We start from the raw sequence: 17,814 nt of genomic DNA, 5'->3' as shown, positions 1-17,814 counted from the left end.
GACATTCTAATGATAGCTCAATTGCTGGACAAGGTCAATATCACAAACGGCAAAACGTGGGACTTTGCTTTGCCTAGTCTTTCGTCCAGCGGTTGACGAAAAAGCGGATGAGCTCGGCCGCCTGCCCGTGGACGAGCTCATGCTTATACGACTCGTCCATGCTCTCGAGCGGAACGGCGGGAACAAGCCAAACGCGGTCGGCTTTCGCCGCCTCCTCTTGCCACGCCCGGTCACACGTCACGTAAAACACATGCTTCATCCCCTCCTGTTCAAGCCGGCTTGTCCAATCTGCCAGCCGCTCTGCCAGCGATGCCCGCGGCTCGTCGGCAAAATACACAAACGCCGGCAGCAAAAAGACACGGCCTCTCAGCTGCCGCTCAGCCTCGGCGGCCACGAGCCCGACAAGCTCCCCGCCGGAAGCAAGCCGTCTCGCCCCTTGACGAATTGACACCGGCAAAAGCGGAATAAGCGCCGTATCAATATAGTCGCGCTCTTTTTCGTAGGTGGCGACGTCCCCGCTTGTCCATTTCATCGTTACTCCCCTTTGCCATAAAGTTTGTTCCTTATCACCTTACCATATTTTTCGGCAAAAGAAAAACCTTGCCTGCGGCAAGGTGTTACAATTTGTTCAGCTCATCGGTCAGCCGGCGGAACGCCTCTTCATCATGGCGGTCGAGCGCCTCATCGATCAGTTTCATCAGCCGTGCGCGCCGAAACTCATAAATGGACCGTTCCAAAAATTGCTCGGCGAGGCGTTGATCGTTTTCGCTCACCTGCGCTTGTTTTGGCGCGTACGGATTTTCCTCAAGCACAGCGACATATTGCGGCGAATGAAAAGAAGCGCGAAAATTAAGCTGGATGTAAATGTCTTCGTCACGGTTCAAACGGATATCATGGAATGATTTCTCTGCATCGGTTGTCATCACATTTCCTTTGTAAAAACGAAACGGCACATCATCGACACAATGGGTCGACATCACAATGCCGCGCGGGCAATATTGGGCGTTCTCGACAAAATGCACCTTTTGCATCAACTGATCATGGCTCATTAAATAGTTTAAAATCCAGACGCATTCGCGCCGCTTCAGTTGGTAGTGGCTTAAAAACCAACGGATAAACTCTTTTTTTTCATTGACGGATACGTACGTCATTATGCGCTTCCCCCTCTATCGGTTTCCAAGAAAGAGGTTCGATCACCGCTTCTCCCCTACTCCTCGAGCCCAAGCAACATCTCGGCCGCTTCCGCATGGCCCGGGTCGAGAGCAACGATTTGTTGAAATATTTCTCTCGCTCCGGCCCGATTTCCTTCCTCGATGAGAAAATATCCGTACTCTTCGAGAAAATCGACGTTATACTTAAAGAAATTATATGCCTCAGCGTAATGGTTTAATGCATCGTCATACATCTCCAACCGGTGTTTGGCGCGCCCTAAATCCCACTCAAACTGCGGATCGTACTCGCCGTCGGCCATCGCCCGCTCGAGGAGCGACACGACCTCCTCATAGCGCTGCTCATGAAGCCAAAGCGCCGATAACGCCGTCAGCGCTTCAACATAGCCGCCATCGATTTCAAGCGCCTTTTTCAGCTGTTTTTCCGCTTCGGCCGGTTTGTTGAGTTTCAGCGCAAGCTTACCGGCGTAAAGGCGAAGCTCTTTGTTCCATTCATCAATGCGGATTCCTTCGTGCGCTGTTTCATAGCTCTTTCGAAGCTGCCCTTCCTGTTCATATGCCTTCGCCAAATATAAGTAAAGAGGGGTGTAGTCCGGATCAAGTTCTTTTAAGGCGCTGAGCTTGTCGATGGCCGTTTGCACATAACCGGCCTGCAAAGCGGTGAACCCGTAAGCGAACAGCGTCCGGCTGTCCGTTTTTTGCTCAAGCGCCTTCTCATAATGCGGAAGGGCCGCCTCAAACTCTCCGATGCGGGTGAGCGCCTCGGCAAGCCGTTCGGCAACGAGAACACCGGCCATCTCGCGCACATTTTTTTGCACTTGTTCGTAAAACGGCACACTTTTCGCATATTCACCGAGCGAAAAATACAATTCAGCCAAGGCGAATTGAACAACAGGCTCATCGGGGGCCTTTTTATACGCTTGACGGAGCTTTTGCTCGCTCACTTCCGCCAACCCTTGCATTTCATATAAATCAGCGGCGAGCAAGCACGCCCGGACAAACTGCGGATCATCTTCGCCGACCTCAGCCAAAATGGCGAGCGCTTCCTCTTCAGCCTCAAGCTCGGTATACACTTCCGCCAAAAACAAGCGGACATCGCCATCGTCCGGGTAGCGGACGGCCAACTCCTCAAGCAGCTCTTTGGCCTCTTCCGGCATTCCCCATGCATACAAGCAATCAGCAAGCGCATATTTCTCTTCGTCGTTTCCGTATTTTTTCACCTTTGGCACAAGCGCCAACGCTTGATCAATATTTCCACTTTCTACTAGGTGAATGATTTGTTCAACACGTGTCATGCTCGCCAACCTCTCTTATAACGGCAGATCCGTTGCCTGGCGGGACGGCATGGCCGCCCCCACGCTGCCCGACTATTTATGTATTGCTGCAACGGGATAACTTAATCATAATCAACAATGGCCGTTTCAGCAACCGAACCGCTCGCCGCGCTCGTGCGCCGTCTCAGCCGGGTTCAGCAAATGTATCCGCTTTCAAAAAGAACGGAGAAGCCGGTCCGCTTATTGACAACATATGAAGGAACAAGGCAAAATATGACCGCCCGCCCGCTTGGGGCGGGGGCGTTTGAGGCTACAGCAAAGAACGAAGATCAGCAAAAAAGGTTGGATAGGAGACCACGACCGCTTCCGGACGCTCGAGGCGGATTTCTCCTTTCGCACAGCAGGCGGCGATGGCAAGCATCATGCCGATCCGGTGATCTCCGTGGCTGTCAACCACAATCCGATCAGCCACAAGCGGCGTTTTGCCGCGGATGATCATCCCGTCATCGGTCGCTTCAATATCGGCGCCAAATTTTTTCAGCTCGGTGACAACGGTATCGATCCGGTTTGTTTCTTTCACTTTCAATTCACTGGCATCTTTAATGACGGTTGTCCCTTCCGCCTGCGTTGCCAATAAGGCCATGATGGGGATTTCATCGATCAGCCTTGGAATCAAGTCGCCGCCAATTTCCACAGCTTGGAGCGCCGATGTCCGAATCGTGATATCGCCGACTGGTTCCGTATCTTCATGGCGGACATGTTCGATCGTCATGTCAGCCCCCATTTGTGTGAGCACATCGATAATACCGGTCCGCGTCGGATTTAAGCCGACATTTTTCAGCGTAATTTCGCTGTTTGGTACAATGGCGCCGGCTACAAGGAAAAAAGCGGCCGATGAAATATCACCGGGAACGTAAATGTGTGTCCCGCATAAAGACTGCGGGCCGGCCACCGAGATGGTTAAGCCGTCGATGTTCACTTCACCGCCAAACAGCCGGATCATTCGCTCTGTATGGTCGCGCGAACGGTGCGGTTCAGTAACAGACGTCACCCCGTCGGCAAACAAGCCGGCGAGCAAAATGGCCGATTTCACTTGGGCGCTCGCCACCGGCGAGGTGTAGTGGAGCGGACGAAGCTCCCCGCCGCGGATCGCAAGCGGTGTATAATTGCCCCCATCGCGCCCGTCAATGTGCGCACCCATCTCACGAAGCGGCTTCGTCACCCGCGCCATGGGCCGTTTGGCAATTGACTCGTCGCCAACAAGGCAAGTGTGAAACGGCTGGCCGGCCAAAATGCCAAGGAGCAGGCGCGCCGTTGTACCGGAGTTGCCGACATCAAGCACTGCACTTGGCTCGCGAAGCCCACCGGGCCCCGCCCCTTCAACCGTGACATGCGTCCCGTCCTGGCGAATGTCGACGCCAAGTTTGCGGAAACAATCGATCGTGCTTAAACAATCGGCCCCGGGCAGAAAGTGATCAATGACCGTCCGGCCGGAAGCGAGCGCCCCAAGCATGACGGCGCGGTGGGAAATCGATTTGTCGCCGGGCACTTCAAGCGTCCCCCGGAGCGATGACACGTTCGTTGGCAGCTGCATGCAACATCCCTCCACTGTTTTTCGTTGCTATCCTTCATATGTCGCATAGTTCGTATGCTTGGCGAGGCACGCTTTCGCCCGCGCCCGATCCTCTTCGCTTTGGAAACTGAGGCGAAGCACCCCGTAAATTTCCTCGCGCGTCTCGATAATGCGAATATTTGTAATGCTGATGTTTTCCTCGGCCAAATAGCCGGTCACTTCGGAAATGACGCCCGGGTAGTCGGGTACGTCAACATACAAATCGTAAAACGACGGAATCGCCCCTTTTGCCCGCACCGGCAATCCGTCGCGAAATTGTTTTGCTTCAAGAAAGTAATGATAAATGGCGATGCTGTTTTCCTCCTCGACAAACGAGCGCAGCCGTCCCATTTCAGCGATCCAGCGGTCAAAAAGCGCGAGCAGCTCGCACTTATTATGGATAAAAATGTCGCGCCACATTTCTGGATTGCTTGACGCGATGCGGGTAATATCACGGAAACCGCCGGCTGCGAGCCGGCTGACGAGGGCGTTCTCGTTTTCATACTCACGCGCCTGATGGACAAGACTTGCTGCAATCAAGTGCGGAAAATGGCTGATCACCCCGGTGATGCGGTCATGCTGTTCCGGCGTTAAGACGACAAACTGTGCTTTCGTTCCGGAAAGCCATTGTTTCAGCCGCCCGATCTGCTGCGGCGGCACGCTGTCCGTCGGCGTCAAAATGTAAAAGGCGTTTTCAAACAAATGCGCGCGCGCCGCGGCTACACCGCTTTTATGCGACCCGGCCATCGGATGGCCGCCGATAAAGGCCACGCCGTGATCCAAAAGGCGGCGGGCGCCTTGAACGATGCGCTGCTTCGTGCTGCCGACATCGGTGACGATGGCGCCGCGTTTTAGCCGCTCAAGCGGCATGGACAAAAGCAACGCCTCCGTCTGCATGACCGGGGTGGCGAGAACAATCAAATCGGCCTGTTCGAGCCCGTCTTCTACGGAATGGACGGCTTCATCAATCACTTTGAGTGAGCGTGCCAAACCGAGCTGATGGCTGTTGACGTCATAGCCGATGATCACTGCCTCTGGATGCGCCTTTTTAATGGCTAACGCAATCGACCCGCCGATCAAACCGAGACCGACAACAAACACGTTTCCTTGCAACCGTCCCACCTTCTTTATGTAAAAATGTACCCGCTGCTTGCCGCAAGCAACGGGCTGGCCTTCCCGACCGGTCCGCCGTCAAACCGGTCAGGCGAGCTGTTTTTCGCGAAGCATGTGCGAAATCGTTTCAAGCACCCGGTCGTTTTGCTCTTTCGTGCCGACGGTGATGCGCACGCCGGTCGGCAAACCGAGCGCCCGGCCGGAGCGGACGATAATGCCCCGCTCGAGCAAATATTGGAACACCTCATCGCCGTCAATGCCGAAGTCGATAAACAAAAAGTTCGTTTGCGACGGATAGTACTTCAGACCGTGTTCCGCGCAAAAGCGGTAATACCGCTCCAACTCGGCATGGTTTTGTTCGACGCAGGTGCGGATGAACGCCTGGTCATCAAGGGCGGCCGCCGCGGCCGCTTGGGCGACGGTCGACGTGTTAAACGGCTCGCGAGCCGGTTCAACAGCGCGGATGAGCGCCTCGCTGGCGATGCCGTAGCCGACGCGGAGCGCGGCGAGCCCGTACGCCTTCGAGAACGTGCGCATAATGACAAGCTGTTCGTATTCGTGTAAGAGCGGCACGGTTTGTGGATAGTCGGCCGCAGTCGCGTATTCGTAATACGCCTCGTCCAAGACAACCAGCACGTGCGGCGGCACGCGATCCAAAAAAGCGCGCAGCTCCGCTTCATTTACATATGTGCCTGTCGGGTTGTTCGGGTTGCAAATCCACACAATGCGCGTGTTTTCGTCGACGGCGTTAAGCATCGCCTCCAAATCATGGCGCCCATCGACAAGCGGCACTTCGCGCACTTCGGCCCGCTCGATGACCGCGTTATGGCGGTATTGAGGAAACGTTGGCGTCGCCATCACCGTGTTCGTGCCCGGCTCCAAAAAGGCGCGGCAAAAAATTTGCACGACCTCATCCGAGCCGTTGCCAAACAAAAGCTGCGTTTCCTTGACGCTAAGATGCTTCGCCACCTTTTCGCGCAGCGTGCGCGCATAGCCGTCCGGGTAGACGGCAAGGCGGTCAAGCTCAGCGGTGATGGCGGACTTCGCCGCCGGCGACGAGCCGTACGGATTTTCATTGGAAGCGAGTTTGATAATATCCGAAAGGCCGTATTCCCGCTTCACTTCCTCAATCGATTTTCCCGGCTGGTACGGGGGAAGCCCCCGAAGTTGCTCCTTCACTTGCATGAATATCGCCAACTCCTTTAAGTCGGAACTTTTAGCGCGAAGAACACGGCGCGTGAAGCGGCGCGGCGAGCGAACGGGCATAGGCGGCAAACTCGGCGAGGGCCGCTTCCTTTTCTTCCGGCGCCAACAGACGTTCAGCAAGCCGTTCCACTTTTTGGACGAGCGCGCTGCCGACGATGACGCCGTCACACACCTCTTTCAGCATGGCCACTTGTTTCGGTGTCGAAATGCCAAATCCGACGGCGACCGGAACGCGGCTATGCCGTTTTACTTCCTCTAGGAAATCGCCGAGCGATTCCGGCAATGTCTCGCGTACGCCGGTGACGCCAAGCGAGGAAACGCAATACAAAAACCCTTGCGCCGCTGAGGCGATCCGCTCGATCCGCTGCTTTGACGTCGGGGCGACGAGCGAAATAAGCGGAAGGCCGAACCGCTCGCCAAGCGCCCGGAGCGGGCCGCTCTCCTCAAACGGCAAATCGGGAATGAGCACGCCGTCGGCGCCATTTTCCCGCGCTAAAGCAAAAAAGGGTTCTTCTCCTAATTGTAACACAGGATTGTAATACGTAAAGAGAATAATCGGAATGGTTACCCCTTTTTTTCGCATCTCGGCGACAAGCCGAATGGCTTTCGGCAGCGTCATGTTCCCGGCGAGCGCCCTTGCGGCGGCGCGCTGGATCGTCGGCCCGTCGGCGAGCGGATCGGAATACGGCACGCCAAGTTCCAAAACGTCAGCGCCGGCGTCTTGCAGCGCCAAAGCGAGGTCAACGGTCAAGTCGGCGGACGGGTCCCCGGCAACGATAAACGGGATAAACAGCGGTCGATCAGCGGGCAGTTGCAATGTCTTCACCTTCCTTCGCACCGAGATGGCGCATCATCGTTTGCACGTCTTTATCGCCGCGGCCGGACAGGCAAATGAGCACCGTTTCATCCGGCGACATCCCTCGGGCGAGCTCGACGGCTTTCGCCACGGCATGGGCTGATTCGATGGCCGGAATGATGCCTTCGGTTTGCGCCAGCAGCTGAAACGCAGCGACCGCTTCCGCATCAGTCACGCTTTCATAGCAAACGCGGCCGATGCTCGCTAAATACGCATGTTCCGGGCCGACGCCGGGGTAGTCGAGGCCGGCCGAGATCGAATACGGCTCGACAATTTGCCCGTATTCGTCCTGCAACAAGTATGTCATCGCCCCGTGGATGACGCCTTTTGTTCCTTTCGTAATCGTCGCCGCATGGTGCGGGGTGTCAACACCTTTGCCGGCCGCTTCCACGCCGACGAGACGGACGTCATCTTGCAAAAACGGATAAAACATGCCGATGGCGTTGCTGCCGCCGCCAACGCAAGCGACAACGACATCCGGCAGACGCCCTTCGCGGGCGAGAAACTGTTCTTTTGCCTCATCGCCAATGATGCGCTGAAACTCGCGCACCATTTTCGGGTACGGATGCGGACCGACCACCGAGCCGATCATGTAAAAATGGTCGTCGCAATGGGCGACCCAATAGCGAATCGCCTCATTCGTCGCATCTTTTAACGTCCGGTTGCCGCTTAACACCGGTACGACTTCGGCGCCGAGCAGCTTCATGCGAAAGACGTTCAACTCTTGCCGCTGAATGTCCTCTTCCCCCATAAAGACGATGCAGTCCATGCCGAAATGGGCCGCCACGGTCGCAGCCGCCACTCCATGCTGACCGGCGCCGGTTTCGGCGATCAGCTTTTTCTTGCCCATCCGTTTCGCCAAAAGCGCCTGACCGATGGCGTTGTTAATTTTATGGGCGCCGGTATGGTTTAAATCTTCGCGCTTTAAATAAATTTTCGCGCCGCCGAGCTGCCGTGTCAAATTCGGCGCAAACGTCAGCGGGGTCGGCCGTCCGGAGTAATGCTGCAAAATATGAATATATTCCTGCCTGAACGACTCATCAGCGAGCGCTTTGTCCAGTTCGGTTTCAATTTCCTCAAGCGGAAGCATGAGCGTCTCCGGGACAAACTTGCCGCCGAAATCACCAAATCGGCCGCGCTCATTCGGAACGTGTTCCATCATCAAAGCCACCTTCTTTTTCCGAGAATCAACATAATATTACGCATTCAGGGCGGAGGAAGGGCGGCATGTGCTTGTCCGTTGGCGGTGCAGCGTCGCTGCGCCGCCGAGGCACGTCACACCTTTTAACGCCCTTCCCATGCTGTTTCTTGAGAACATTGTTTGATTTTTGCTTCAATCTGCTTCATCTTGGCCGGGTCTTTGCGCCCGTCCGTTTCAATGCCGCTGCTAATGTCGATGCCGGTGGGACGATAGGCGAGCAGCCGTTCGACATTGTCCGGCGTGATGCCGCCGGCGATAAAGCACGGCACGCCTTGGCGCGCCGCCTCTTCCAAATAGCGCGGCACCGCCTCCCAGTCAAAGGAGACACCTGTCCCTCCCCACGCGCCGGCGACGCGACTGTCGACAACGTAGCCGTCAACAATTCCGGCGTATTGCCGCATGGCGTCAAGCGCCCCGCTGCCGTGATGAATCGCCTTCCAAGCCGGCAGGCCGGTCACCTCTTTGACCGCTTGCAGCTCCGCTGGCGTTTCCCGGCCATGGCATTGGATGATATGAAGCGGCACGGCAGCGGCCACAGCAGCGATTTGCTCCGCCGCGGCATTGACGAACACTCCGACAAGCTGTTTGCCGCCAAGCGGCGCTGACGCCAGCCAGCGCTTCACCTCAGCGGGCGAGACGCGCCGCTTGCTTTCAGCGAAAATAAAGCCAAGATAATCAGCTCCACTCGCGAGCGCGATTTGCACATCATCTGCCGAGCGGTTGCCGCAATATTTAAGCCGGACCATTGCCATCATCCTCTCCGAACAGCCGGTATACCGCCCGCTCAACATCGGCTTGGCGCATGAGCGACTCGCCGACAAGCATCGCCTGTGCCCCATATGAACGGACCGTCTGCACATCACTGTATGAACCGATCCCGCTTTCGCTGACGATGACGCACGACGGCGGAATGAGGGAAGCGAGTGTTTTTGTCGCCTCAAGTGTTGTAATAAACGTGTGCAAATCGCGGTTGTTAATGCCGACTACTTCCGGCGTAAACCGATCTAACACGCGCTCTAGTGTCTCTTTCGCATGCACTTCTACTAAGCATTCAAGCCCGATGCTGTACGCCTCGTCGTAGAGCGCTTTGAGCGTTTCCGTCGGCAGCGCTTCGCCGATCAATAAAATCGCATCCGCCCCAAGCCGGGCGCTTTCTTCCACTTGCCGGCGGTCAATGATGAAATCTTTGCGCAGCACCGGAATGTTTACGGTTTCTTTCACGAGGCGCAAATAGTCGCGGTGCCCTTGAAAATAGCGTTCATCCGTCAACACGCTGATCGCATCGGCCCCGGCGCGCTCGTACGCCTTAGCGATGGCCGCCGGATCAAAATCAGCGCGGATGAGACCTTTTGACGGCGACGCTTTTTTCACTTCAGCGATCAGGCCGAGCGCCCGCCGCGGCCGGCGTAGCGCCGCGGCAAACGGACGACGCTTCGGCTCCGGCAACGGTTCAGGCATGGTCAACGTTTCCATCTCTTCCCGTTTGGTTGCTAAAATTTGCTCAAGCACCGTGGATCACTTCCTTTACACGCAGACGCTGCAGCTGTTCGTACGCCGTTTTGGACAAAATGGCGTCCTTCGCCATCGCCACCCCATCGGCGATCGTCCCGGCCTTGCCGGCCGCGTACAAGGCGACGCCGGCGTTTAAGGCGACGATATTCATGGCGCTCGCCGGCGCCGTTGCGGTCATGACCGCTTCAAGCAATGCGGCGCTTTCTTCCGGATTACGCACTTGCACATCAGCGAGCTCACCGCGCGGCAACCCGACTTCTTCCGGTGTGATCACAAAGCGGCGGATCTCCCCACCTTTCAATTCAACAACATCGGTTTCTGCAGCAATGCTGCACTCATCAAGCCCGTCGCGGCCGGTGACGAACAGCACATGTTCCGAACCGAGACGGCGCATCGTTTCCGCCAATTTCTCGGCGTAGCGGGTCGAATAGACACCGACGACTTGCCGCTTGCAACGCGCCGGATTGGCGAGCGGACCGATCAAGTTAAAAACGGTGCGAAAGCCGATTTCTTTTCGCGGCCCGCTGGCATGTTTCATGGCTGCATGATACAAGGGGGCGAACAAAAACGTTAACCCTTTCGTTTCCAACGCCTGTTTGGCAGCGTCCGGCGACGATTGAATGTCAATGCCGAGCCGCTCAAGCACGTCAGCGCTGCCGCTTTTTGACGAGACAGCGCGGTTGCCGTGTTTGGCAACTTTGACGCCGAGCGAGGAAATAACGATCGCCGCGGCTGTTGAAACGTTGAACGTCGCCGCTCCGTCGCCGCCTGTGCCACACGTGTCAATCACATCATTGCCGACATCAATCGCCATCATCCGGTCACGCATTGCCCGCACAAACCCTGTCAGTTCATCGATTGTCTCCCCACGCAGGCGCAGCATCGACAACAAACTCGCGATTTGGCTGTCTGTCGCCTCTCCATCCATGACGGCGGCCATCGCCTCATATGCTTCTTCTTCTGTCAACGTTTTCCCTTCTGCACATTTGGAAAGCAGCCGTTTTAACATACGATCCTCTCCCCTTTAGCCAATAATCGTTCCGCTTGTTCAATGGCGTTCATTAAGGCGCTTGCTTTATTGCGCGTCTCTTTCCACTCAAGTTCCGGGACGGAGTCGGCGACGATGCCGGCGCCGGCCTGCACGTATACATAGCCATCTTTGAGAACCGCCGTCCGAATGGCGATGCACGAATCAATATTGCCGTCAAAGCCGATGTACGCGATCGCCCCGGCGTACAACCCGCGGGCGGTCGGCTCAAGCTCTTGTAAAATTTGCATTGCCCGCACTTTCGGTGCTCCGCTCACCGTCCCGGCCGGGAAAGCGGCGAGCAGCGCATCGATCGGGTGGACGTCATCATTGAGCTCGCCGACGACTTTCGAAATTAAATGCATCACGTGGGAAAATTTTCCGATTTCCATTAAGACCGGCGTCTTGACAGTTCCATATTTTGCTACGCGGCCGATATCATTGCGTGCCAAATCGACGAGCATATAATGCTCGGCCCGTTCCTTCGGGTCATTGGACAGCTCATCGGCAAGCTTCTCGTCCTCTTCCGGCGACCGCCCGCGCCGCCTCGTTCCGGCGATCGGATCGATTTCAACACGTCGGTTGCGCACTTGGATGAGCTTTTCCGGAGAACTGCCGACAATTTCGATATCATCAAACCGGAAATAAAACATGTATGGCGACGGATTAATATGGCGAAGCAGCCGATAGACGGCAAAGCCGCCCGCGCGAACCGGCATGCAAAAGCGCTGCGACAAGACCACTTGAAACACATCACCGGCCGCAATATACTGTTTTGCCGTTTCTACGTCTTGCAAAAATTGTTCTTTTTCATAATTTGACACAGCTTCGGCAAACGAGACGATCCGCCCGGCTTCCCCCTCTGCCGGCAGCAGCGGCTGCTCGATTCGAGGGCGCACCGCCTTCGCCGCCAGTGCGGCGAGGCGTTGCTCGGCAGCGCGGTACATCTCTATTTTCTCATGCACCGTTTCATGACCCTTCAACCGGATATAATGGATGAGCGACAACTCACGCTTTTCGTGGTCAAAAGCGAACAGCGACTCACAAAATACGAAATACCCGGCTTTCACAGCTAGATCGCGAGCACGATGACGGGGAACTTTTTCAATGGCGGAAATAAAGTCATAGCCTAAAAAGCCGACTGCACCGCCCGTAAACGGCACCGTTTCGGCGAGCGGCTTGACGCGAAGCGTCTGCTCAACCGCTTGAAACGCCTCTTTCAACGTCGACGCCGCCATTTGCTCGTTTCCGTTTTCGTCTTTGAGCAAAAACGTTTCCCCTGTCTCGCTCTCAAGCGTCAAAAACGGCGCTACGCCGATAAACGAATAGCGCGCCCACGGCGACTCGTCATCTTTGCTTTCAAGCAAAAACACAGCCTCATCATGCAAGTTGGCAAATACTCCAAGCGGTTCAATAACATCGGCTAAAAATTTGCGCACAATCGGGATGGTGCGAAACTCGTTGGCATCCGCTAAAAAAGCGGCCAGCCTATCGATGGACATCCCTTCTCCTCCCCTCATGATCAATGGGCGGAGAATGAGGGTTTATGAGGCGGAAATGGGGAAAGAAAACGCCCAAAGACAGCCGTCTTTGGGCAGATGTCAGCGAATGGAAACCAACGCTCACCTCAGCTAAACTCGCTCATTCTCATCTACCCTACACTCGTTCTCAGCTCTTGCTCTGCTTCTTCCAGCCCCATCCGTCGGCGGGCAAAGAAGTTATTTTAACTATATTACATTTCTGTTTTTTTTGTCAACGATAAATCCGGGCGCAGCACGGCCGCATCCTTTAAGTACACATGGCAAATCTCCTCTTGCTTTTTCTCTGTCGCCACCGTCATCATGACGCGAATGCAGCGCGGCAATGAGCCGGGCACCGGAATTTCTCTTGTGCACATGACCGGCACGTACGTCCAGCCGTCAATCCGGCGCAGCGCTTGCGCCGGAAACGCGGCGGTGATGTCATCGGTAACGGAAATGAGCACAAACGAAACGTCGTCGGCGACGACCCCGTTCGCCTGAATCATTTCGCGCACGAGCGCTTCCGTTGCGGCCACAATCTCTTCAGCCTCATTTCGCTCAACCGTAATTGCTCCGCGAATGCCGCGAATCATCGTCCTCCCCCCTGTCCGGCAAACTTCTCCAACCACGCGAGCAGCTTGTCGTCTTCGAGTTCCACGACTTCGACATCGCCGATCTCGCGCAAGAGCACCATTCGCACCGTCCCGGCGTACGCTTTTTTGTCGCCTTTCATTTTCTCAAGCAGCCGGCCGGCTTCCACCGTTGCCGGCAGCGACACCGGAAACCCGTACCCGGCAAACCAGTCGGCGAAGCGGTGCTCGGCAAACGAGCGGCCATAAAGCCGTTCGCTGACAAACACGGCAAACAGCATGCCGATCGCAACCGCCTCGCCGTGCGTAAGCGTGCCGTAGCCGAGTTCACTTTCAAGCGCATGACCGAGCGTATGGCCGAAATTCAAATGGGCGCGCACCCCGGTTTCTTTTTCATCTTCGCGCACGACGGACGCCTTAATGTCGATGCCTTTTTCAATGCAGTAAGCGAGTTTCTCCCCTTGCAAATCGGCGAGCGTCTTCACTTCCGCCCGCAGCCAGTCGTAAAAGCGGCGGTCGCGGATGAGCGCATGCTTGATGACTTCGGCAAATCCCGACCGGAGCTCGCGCTCAGGCAGCGTGCGCAAAAAAGCCGTATCATACACAACCGCTTCCGGTTGATGGAAGGCGCCGATCATATTTTTGCCAAGCGGATGGTTGATCGCTACTTTGCCGCCGACGGCGCTGTCATGAGCCAAAAGTGTCGTCGGCATTTGAATGTAGCGGATGCCGCGCATATAAGTGGCCGCGACAAAGCCGGCTAAATCGCCGACGACGCCGCCGCCAAGCGCAATCATGACCGAGCGGCGGTCAAGGCCGCACTGAAGCGCCGCCGTCTGGCAGGCGTAATAGTTGTCAAACGACTTCGCCGCCTCGCCGCTTGGAATGATGTAGGCGTACACGTCATAATCAGCGGCGGCAAGCATGGCACGCACCTCATCCAAATAAAGAGGCGCCACTGCATCGTCGGTGACAATAAACAGTTTCGTCCCCGGCGGGCAGGCAAGCGCCCGGAGGAGGCGCGGCAATGCGCGGGCCGCCCCGTCGCCTAAAAGGAGCGGATATTGCTTTGTTGCCGTTTCAATCGTCCGTTCGATCATCATTAAAACTCCCTTGCGTAGCGGCGGGCGCGCTCAATGTTTTCTTTGATCAAGTCGATCCGGTCTTGCCCGAACTGACTGACGATCGCTGCCGCCACTTCCCAGGCGACGACCGCCTCAGCGACGACGCTCGCCGCCGGCACCGCGCAGCTGTCCGAGCGCTCAATGCTCGCCGTAAACGGTTCTTTCGTGTCGATGTCGACGCTCTCAAGCGGCTTGTACAACGTCGGAATCGGCTTCATCACCCCGCGCACGACGATTGGCATCCCGGTCGTCATCCCGCCTTCAAAGCCGCCCGCCCGATTCGTCCGGCGCGAAAAACCTTGGTCCGGGCTCCAAATAATTTCATCGTGCACTTCGCTTCCCGGGCGATGCGCCGCTTCAAATCCGATTCCGAACTCGACGCCTTTAAAGGCGTTAATGCTGACGATGGCCGCAGCGATTTTCGCATCGAGCTTCCGGTCGTAATGGACGTAGCTGCCGACCCCGGCCGGAACGCCTTCGACGATCACTTCAACGATGCCGCCGATCGAATCGCCGTTTTTCTTCGCCAAATCGATTGCTTCCATCATTTTTTGCCCCGCCTCGGCATCAAAACAGCGCACCGGTGATTCCTCCGTCACTGCCTGCAATTCATCAAGCGAGCGGTAATCAAGCTTCTCGGCGCGCACCCCGCCGATTTCTAGCACATGTCCGGCGACGCGGATGCCGACCTCTTCCAAAATGCGTTTCGCCACCGCTCCGGCGGCTACGCGCACCGTCGTTTCCCTTGCTGACGAGCGCTCGAGCACATTGCGCATATCGCGATGCCCGTATTTCAAAGCCCCGTTTAAATCAGCGTGGCCCGGGCGCGGGCGCGTCACTTTCCGCTTTACTTCCGTCTCGTCATCAATCGGCCCGACGGCCATAATCGTTTGCCAATGTTGAAAATCGCGGTTCTCGACAACGAGGGCAATCGGCGAGCCGAGCGTTTGGCCGTGCCGGACGCCGCCGACGATTTTGACCTCATCTTTTTCAATTTGCATGCGCCGGCCGCGCCCATACCCTTTCTGTCGACGCGCCAGCTCTTTATTAATATGCTCAGCCCGAAGCTCGAGCCCGGCCGGCACCCCCTCCAAAATAGCCGTCAATTGCGGCCCGTGCGACTCCCCTGCCGTCAAATAACGCATGTGTGTCTCTCCCTTCAGTTCTTTAACGCGTTTATGTAAAAATATATCATAAATTTAAAAAATGAAAATAGTTTCTGTAAAAAAAGGCGGGAAACCCGCTATTTTCTCCGGTAAAAAAACGTTTCCTCGACTTCAAACCCATAGAGACCGGGATTGAAAATTTGCTCCGTGCTGCCGACAAACAGCACGCCGCCCGGCCGAAGCGCATCATGGAATTTTTGGTACAGCCCCCGTTTCGCCTCTTCGGTGAAATAAATGAGCACATTGCGGCAAACGATCAAATCCAATCGTTGCGGAAACGGATCGGCGAGCAAATTATGCTTTTGGAACGTGACCGTTTGTTTGATCTTTTCATCTATTTTATAATACTGCCCGTCTTTCGTAAAAAACTTTTTTCTCATCTCCTCCGGCAGCTCGGCGAGCGACCGTTCGCTGTACAGTCCGAAGCGTGCACGGGCGAGCGCATTTTCGTCAATGTCGGTCGCCAACACCGACACACGGTGAAGCGGCACGTGTTTCGCAAGCACCATCGCGAGCGTATACGGCTCCTCGCCGGTTGAGCAGGCGGCGCTCCATACTTTTGGGCGCGGATTTTCCGCCAACAGCCGCGGCAAAATGATGCGCTCGAGCACCTCCCACCGTTTGGCATTGCGGTAAAATTCGGATACGTTAATGGTCATCCGATCTAAACATTCATGCCATAGCTCCGGATTTTTTTCCATCGCGGCGAACAGCTCAGCAAAACTGCTCATCCCCTTTTTTGTATACAGCGACGCCAGCCGCCGCTTCATTTGCGCCTCTTTGTACAGTGAAAGATCGATACCGGTTTTTCGCTTCACTTTCGCCATAAATTGCGCATAATCATCCATCACCGTTGTCCCTCTCCCGTTCATCATGTCATCTTGCTCTATAAAATGGCAAAAACCGGCCAGATTGTGGCCGGTCTTCGCAATTAATATAGCCATTCGTTCATCAGTTTCGTATACGTAACGAGTTCTTCTTCTTTGAAGAACAAGTTGATTTCGCGCTCCGCGCTTTGCGGCGAGTCGGAACCGTGAATGACGTTTTTGCCGACCGTCAAGCCGAAGTCGCCGCGGATCGTGCCCGGTGCGGCGTCTTGCGGGTTCGTTTTCCCCATCATTTGCCGGGCGGCGGCGATCACGTTTTCACCTTCCCACACCATCGCAAACACCGGCCCCGATGTAATAAAATCAACTAGCTCGCCGAAAAACGGGCGCTCTTTATGTTCGGCGTAATGCTGTTCAGCCAGATCGCGCGACACTTGCATCAGCTTTGCGCCGACAAGCTGAAAGCCCTTTTTTTCAAAGCGGGAGACAATTTCGCCGATCAAATTGCGCTGAACCCCGTCTGGCTTTACCATTAAAAATGTCCGTTCTGTCATTGACTCTCCACCCCTACTGTCGTATGTACGAGGAAACGGGTTCCCCTTCACCATAGTATCATTGTTTCACGCCATTGGCAACAATGTCCTTGAAAGCGTTAATACTCCCTTTTCCCGATGTAGAGGGCAAGATCATGCAACAGGGTGCGCGCTTGATTGGCAGGCAATTCGCCGAGCAGACGGAGCGCTTTTTCAAGGTAGCGGTCGCTTAGCGCGTACGACCGGTCAATGGCGTCCGTCCGCTTAATGGCGGAAATGACAGCCGCCATTTCATCGGCCCCTGTTTCCGGACCGACGGCGGTGATCACCGCTTTCATCCGTTCATCACAAAGCGCATACAGCACCGGGAGGGTGATGTTTCCTTGCTGCAAGTCGCTTCCCGCCGGCTTGCCAAGCTGCTCTTCCGTGCCGGTAAAATCGAGGATGTCATCCGTAATTTGAAACGACATGCCGACGTAATGGCCAAACCAATACAGCCGTTTGGCCACCGATTCCGGAGCGCCGGCGGCAAGCGCTCCAAGCTGACAACTGGCAGCGATTAACAGCGCCGTTTTTCGGCGGATGCGCCGCAAATATGTACGAAGCGGCTGGTCAAACCGGTATTTGTCCTTAATTTGTTCAATTTCTCCGCGGCATACTTCGACAATCGTTTTCGCGAGCACTTGGTGAGCGCGTGGGTCGTCAAGTTTCGCCATTCGTTCAAGCGAACGGGCAAACAAATAATCGCCCGCATACATGGCAAACCGGTTGCTCCATTTCGCCTTGATCGTCGGCCGACCGCGGCGCAAGTCGGCATCGTCGATCACATCGTCATGGACGAGCGATGCCATATGAATCAGTTCGAGCGCTACCGCTACATGTTTGATCCGCTCGGGATCATAATGGCCAAAACGGGCGGCCAGCAAGACAAAAACGGGACGGATCCGCTTTCCGCCCGCTTGCAATAAATGCAGCGACGCCTCCCCAAGCGGCCCGTATTCCGACCGAACGGTCTGCTCGAGCTCTCGTTCGACCGCCGCCAAATCATCGCTTAAAAACGAATACATCGCCTTTAACTTCATGA

18 protein-coding genes are annotated in these 17,814 nt (G+C 55.8%); all 18 read right to left on the bottom strand.

The window, feature by feature from the left end; translation table 11 throughout:
- Positions 1-73: 73 nt before the first annotated feature.
- Entirely contained in the window at positions 74-532 is a 459-nt protein-coding gene (locus ACTVDO_RS11630) for a YpiF family protein (RefSeq protein WP_020960307.1), read from the bottom strand.
- 85 nt (positions 533-617) lie between these two features.
- A complete protein-coding gene (locus tag ACTVDO_RS11625) occupies positions 618-1,151 on the bottom strand; it encodes a ReoY family proteolytic degradation factor (RefSeq protein ID WP_020960308.1) in 534 nt (177 codons plus the stop codon).
- A 56-nt stretch (positions 1,152-1,207) separates the two neighbouring features.
- Positions 1,208-2,464, bottom strand: coding sequence for a tetratricopeptide repeat protein (locus tag ACTVDO_RS11620; RefSeq protein ID WP_442901574.1), 1,257 nt, complete (start codon positions 2,462-2,464; stop codon positions 1,208-1,210).
- Between the two features lie 289 nt (positions 2,465-2,753).
- Positions 2,754-4,037: a 3-phosphoshikimate 1-carboxyvinyltransferase gene (aroA, locus tag ACTVDO_RS11615; RefSeq protein WP_442901573.1), complete on the bottom strand. Its 1,284-nt coding sequence runs from the start codon at positions 4,035-4,037 to the stop codon at positions 2,754-2,756.
- A 27-nt stretch (positions 4,038-4,064) separates the two neighbouring features.
- Complete coding sequence (locus ACTVDO_RS11610) at positions 4,065-5,168, bottom strand: prephenate dehydrogenase (RefSeq protein WP_442901572.1); 1,104 nt, start codon at positions 5,166-5,168, stop codon at positions 4,065-4,067.
- Positions 5,169-5,255: 87 nt separating this feature from the next.
- The gene (hisC, locus tag ACTVDO_RS11605) at positions 5,256-6,353 is read right to left on the bottom strand and encodes a histidinol-phosphate transaminase (protein ID WP_020960312.1); all 1,098 of its coding nucleotides are present in this window, start codon (positions 6,351-6,353) and stop codon (positions 5,256-5,258) included.
- A 31-nt stretch (positions 6,354-6,384) separates the two neighbouring features.
- On the bottom strand, positions 6,385-7,200 hold the full coding sequence (trpA, locus tag ACTVDO_RS11600) for a tryptophan synthase subunit alpha (RefSeq protein WP_200865265.1): 816 nt from the start codon (positions 7,198-7,200) through the stop codon (positions 6,385-6,387).
- Positions 7,175-8,389, bottom strand: coding sequence for a tryptophan synthase subunit beta (gene trpB / locus ACTVDO_RS11595; RefSeq protein WP_020960314.1), 1,215 nt, complete (start codon positions 8,387-8,389; stop codon positions 7,175-7,177). The genes trpA and trpB overlap by 26 nt, the downstream gene beginning before the upstream one ends.
- 125 nt (positions 8,390-8,514) lie before the next feature.
- Positions 8,515-9,177, bottom strand: coding sequence for a phosphoribosylanthranilate isomerase (locus tag ACTVDO_RS11590; protein ID WP_442901571.1), 663 nt, complete (start codon positions 9,175-9,177; stop codon positions 8,515-8,517).
- A complete protein-coding gene (gene trpC / locus ACTVDO_RS11585) occupies positions 9,164-9,940 on the bottom strand; it encodes an indole-3-glycerol phosphate synthase TrpC (protein ID WP_442901570.1) in 777 nt (258 codons plus the stop codon). The genes ACTVDO_RS11590 and trpC overlap by 14 nt, the downstream gene beginning before the upstream one ends.
- Positions 9,933-10,952, bottom strand: a complete 1,020-nt coding sequence (gene trpD / locus ACTVDO_RS11580; RefSeq protein ID WP_020960317.1) for an anthranilate phosphoribosyltransferase — start codon at positions 10,950-10,952, stop codon at positions 9,933-9,935. The genes trpC and trpD overlap by 8 nt, the downstream gene beginning before the upstream one ends.
- Positions 10,946-12,472 (bottom strand): anthranilate synthase component I, encoded by a 1,527-nt coding sequence (trpE, locus tag ACTVDO_RS11575; RefSeq protein ID WP_020960318.1) that lies wholly within the window; start codon positions 12,470-12,472, stop codon positions 10,946-10,948. The genes trpD and trpE overlap by 7 nt, the downstream gene beginning before the upstream one ends.
- 230 nt (positions 12,473-12,702) lie before the next feature.
- Positions 12,703-13,083: a chorismate mutase gene (gene aroH / locus ACTVDO_RS11570; protein ID WP_020960319.1), complete on the bottom strand. Its 381-nt coding sequence runs from the start codon at positions 13,081-13,083 to the stop codon at positions 12,703-12,705.
- Entirely contained in the window at positions 13,080-14,180 is a 1,101-nt protein-coding gene (gene aroB, locus ACTVDO_RS11565) for a 3-dehydroquinate synthase (protein ID WP_041267771.1), read from the bottom strand. The genes aroH and aroB overlap by 4 nt, the downstream gene beginning before the upstream one ends.
- A gap of 2 nt (positions 14,181-14,182) precedes the next feature.
- Positions 14,183-15,349: a chorismate synthase gene (gene aroC / locus ACTVDO_RS11560; RefSeq protein WP_020960321.1), complete on the bottom strand. Its 1,167-nt coding sequence runs from the start codon at positions 15,347-15,349 to the stop codon at positions 14,183-14,185.
- A 98-nt stretch (positions 15,350-15,447) separates the two neighbouring features.
- A complete protein-coding gene (locus tag ACTVDO_RS11555; RefSeq protein ID WP_020960322.1) occupies positions 15,448-16,218 on the bottom strand; it encodes a CheR family methyltransferase in 771 nt (256 codons plus the stop codon).
- An 83-nt stretch (positions 16,219-16,301) separates the two neighbouring features.
- On the bottom strand, positions 16,302-16,751 hold the full coding sequence (gene ndk, locus ACTVDO_RS11550) for a nucleoside-diphosphate kinase (protein ID WP_020960323.1): 450 nt from the start codon (positions 16,749-16,751) through the stop codon (positions 16,302-16,304).
- A gap of 98 nt (positions 16,752-16,849) precedes the next feature.
- Positions 16,850-17,812: a heptaprenyl diphosphate synthase component II gene (gene hepT / locus ACTVDO_RS11545; protein WP_020960324.1), complete on the bottom strand. Its 963-nt coding sequence runs from the start codon at positions 17,810-17,812 to the stop codon at positions 16,850-16,852.
- Positions 17,813-17,814: the final 2 nt, after the last annotated feature.

Source organism: Geobacillus sp. BK01, from assembly GCF_052220245.1.
Lineage (GTDB): Bacteria > Bacillota > Bacilli > Bacillales > Anoxybacillaceae > Geobacillus.
Note: the sequence above shows the minus strand (reverse complement) of the source record. Positions and strands in the feature narration are given on the sequence as shown.

What these genes read in the sequence shown, in the direction of transcription:
- ACTVDO_RS11630 (WP_020960307.1), bottom strand. Translation starts at nt 532, where the DNA reads ATGAAATGGACAAGCGGGGACGTCGCCACCTACGAAAAAGAGCGCGAC.
- ACTVDO_RS11625 (WP_020960308.1), bottom strand. Translation starts at nt 1,151, where the DNA reads ATGACGTACGTATCCGTCAATGAAAAAAAAGAGTTTATCCGTTGGTTT.
- ACTVDO_RS11620 (WP_442901574.1), bottom strand. Translation starts at nt 2,464, where the DNA reads ATGACACGTGTTGAACAAATCATTCACCTAGTAGAAAGTGGAAATATT.
- aroA (WP_442901573.1), bottom strand. Translation starts at nt 4,037, where the DNA reads ATGCAGCTGCCAACGAACGTGTCATCGCTCCGGGGGACGCTTGAAGTG.
- hisC (WP_020960312.1), bottom strand. Translation starts at nt 6,353, where the DNA reads ATGCAAGTGAAGGAGCAACTTCGGGGGCTTCCCCCGTACCAGCCGGGA.
- trpB (WP_020960314.1), bottom strand. Translation starts at nt 8,389, where the DNA reads ATGGAACACGTTCCGAATGAGCGCGGCCGATTTGGTGATTTCGGCGGC.
- ACTVDO_RS11590 (WP_442901571.1), bottom strand. Translation starts at nt 9,177, where the DNA reads ATGGTCCGGCTTAAATATTGCGGCAACCGCTCGGCAGATGATGTGCAA.
- trpD (WP_020960317.1), bottom strand. Translation starts at nt 10,952, where the DNA reads ATGTTAAAACGGCTGCTTTCCAAATGTGCAGAAGGGAAAACGTTGACA.
- trpE (WP_020960318.1), bottom strand. Translation starts at nt 12,472, where the DNA reads ATGTCCATCGATAGGCTGGCCGCTTTTTTAGCGGATGCCAACGAGTTT.
- aroH (WP_020960319.1), bottom strand. Translation starts at nt 13,083, where the DNA reads ATGATTCGCGGCATTCGCGGAGCAATTACGGTTGAGCGAAATGAGGCT.
- aroB (WP_041267771.1), bottom strand. Translation starts at nt 14,180, where the DNA reads ATGATCGAACGGACGATTGAAACGGCAACAAAGCAATATCCGCTCCTT.
- aroC (WP_020960321.1), bottom strand. Translation starts at nt 15,349, where the DNA reads ATGCGTTATTTGACGGCAGGGGAGTCGCACGGGCCGCAATTGACGGCT.
- ACTVDO_RS11555 (WP_020960322.1), bottom strand. Translation starts at nt 16,218, where the DNA reads ATGGATGATTATGCGCAATTTATGGCGAAAGTGAAGCGAAAAACCGGT.
- ndk (WP_020960323.1), bottom strand. Translation starts at nt 16,751, where the DNA reads ATGACAGAACGGACATTTTTAATGGTAAAGCCAGACGGGGTTCAGCGC.
- hepT (WP_020960324.1), bottom strand. Translation starts at nt 17,812, where the DNA reads ATGAAGTTAAAGGCGATGTATTCGTTTTTAAGCGATGATTTGGCGGCG.